This is a genomic window from Mesorhizobium sp. M7A.F.Ca.MR.245.00.0.0 (genome assembly GCF_003997415.1).
Taxonomy (GTDB): Bacteria; Pseudomonadota; Alphaproteobacteria; order Rhizobiales; family Rhizobiaceae; genus Mesorhizobium.
In genome coordinates this window covers 1-1,698 of sequence record NZ_RZTE01000096.1, presented here as the reverse complement: position 1 = coordinate 1,698, position 1,698 = coordinate 1, and the positions used below count along the sequence as shown (strand labels likewise).

Genomic DNA, 1,698 nt, shown 5'->3' with positions numbered 1-1,698 from the left:
TTTTCGGAGCCATGTTGCAGTGGGTCCGCCCCTACTGGCGGGCAGAGGCGGACCCGGCCCAGGCTTGGGGCCTCGGCCCGGCAGCGGGGGACGCTGCCGCCGTTTCCAACCTGCCTCGACATGTCAGGTTCCACTAATGCACTAAAAAGCCCGCCACCTTTCAGCAGCGGGCTTCCAAGCTGCAATTCTCTTGATAATCGATAATCCCGGAGACCCCGGATGAGCTGCGCGAAGCCGTCACCGACGACAGCCGCTCACGTTTCGTGAATGCGGGCTTCTGATAGCTCTTCTTCTTCAATCTACCCTTTGCCAATCCGCAATGTGCCACTCTTTGCCTTCGACCAGTCGTGGCAATCGGCCGACAAAAAGCCCGCCACCTTCCGGAAGCGGGCTAGGATGCCTCACTGCTGGCCGGAGCGACTGCTCGCACCAGCGGCATCGGTCCAGGCGAGGCATCCGGCAATGACAGGCGTTGTGCCGACGACCAGGGCGCCGCGCGCGTGCAGGGTCATCAACCCGCGCCATGAGACCCTATCGACCGCCCAGATGGTGCCGCTGGCGTCGACCCACTTGAGGTCGGTGTCGGCGGCTTGAACCGCCCGCATCATCGCGTCCGGTTGCATCCCAGCTCGAAAGACGATGACGGAAGTGGCGGCACCGTTGAAGAGCGGGCCGGCGCCCGCAGCCAGTCCTGCAAGCAGGACGATGCTGGTCAGAGCCGCCGAGGCACCGCGTGCCGGTCCATCGCGGTTGGGCAGCACCAGCACCAACAGCAGCGGCACGATTCCGAAGATGACCAGCCACCCAATATCCCAGGCGAGCGGCATGTCGCTGTTCATCTTGATCCGATGCAGGCCGAGCAGCCAATGGAACACAATGGCGTCCACCAGATGCCAGACGCCGAACCCGATGAAGGCTAGCCGAAGGATCTCGGTCGTCGTTCCGGCCCGCCCGCCTGCTGCCCTCGCCGCCACCAGTAGCACCGTGCCGGCAACGGCGAACACGTACATGAACAAGTGGAAGAGGCCGTCGGCCATGATCTGGAAGCGCAGGTCGGAACCCGCTGGGTCGGCGAGGCCCGAGAGAAGATGATGCCATTGCAGAATCTGGTGCAGGACGATGCCGTCGAAGAAACCGCCCAGGGCGAAGCCGAGCAGAAGCCAGCCGACTCTCGTTCCCGGATGGAGTTTCGCGGTGATGGTGTCCATATCAGGACGACTCCGCCGAAGCCGGAGAGCCAAGTCTGGTTAGCAGCTCCAGGTGCATCGCCCTGTCCGCCGTCGGGTCGTGGAGATCATGACGGGCCTCGATCCAGAAGGCCGTAATCAGCCCGCCGACCACTGTCGTCAGAACCAAAGTCCCAGCAATGACTGCCAGCATGGAATGTCGATCCTTCAACCGCGGGCACGCCGCGCCCGACCCGAACCTTGGCTTCTGCCGTATGTTCCCTCGCGTCGGGCGTTCTGGGGAGGAACAATCAACTGACATCATGGTTCGGATGCCCTGTTGGAAACTGGCTGAAGCGGAGAACGCTCATGAGTGAATATTCGGCGGCGGCTCCGAGCAGCCGCGGAGACCACAAGCCGCGGGGCATCACCCGCTGGCTGTCTTCGACAAACCACAAGGATATCGGAACGCTCTACCTGATCTTCGCCTTCATCGCGGGGGTCATCGGCATGCTCTTGTCGGTGGGCATGC

1 protein-coding gene is annotated in these 1,698 nt (G+C 63.0%); it reads right to left on the bottom strand.

Annotation, left to right across the window (positions count from 1 at the left end; all coding sequences use genetic code 11):
* Positions 1-401: 401 nt before the first annotated feature.
* The gene (locus EOB80_RS34190; protein WP_127332379.1) at positions 402-1,208 is read right to left on the bottom strand and encodes a DUF2243 domain-containing protein; all 807 of its coding nucleotides are present in this window, start codon (positions 1,206-1,208) and stop codon (positions 402-404) included.
* Between the last annotated feature and the right edge of the window lie 490 nt (positions 1,209-1,698).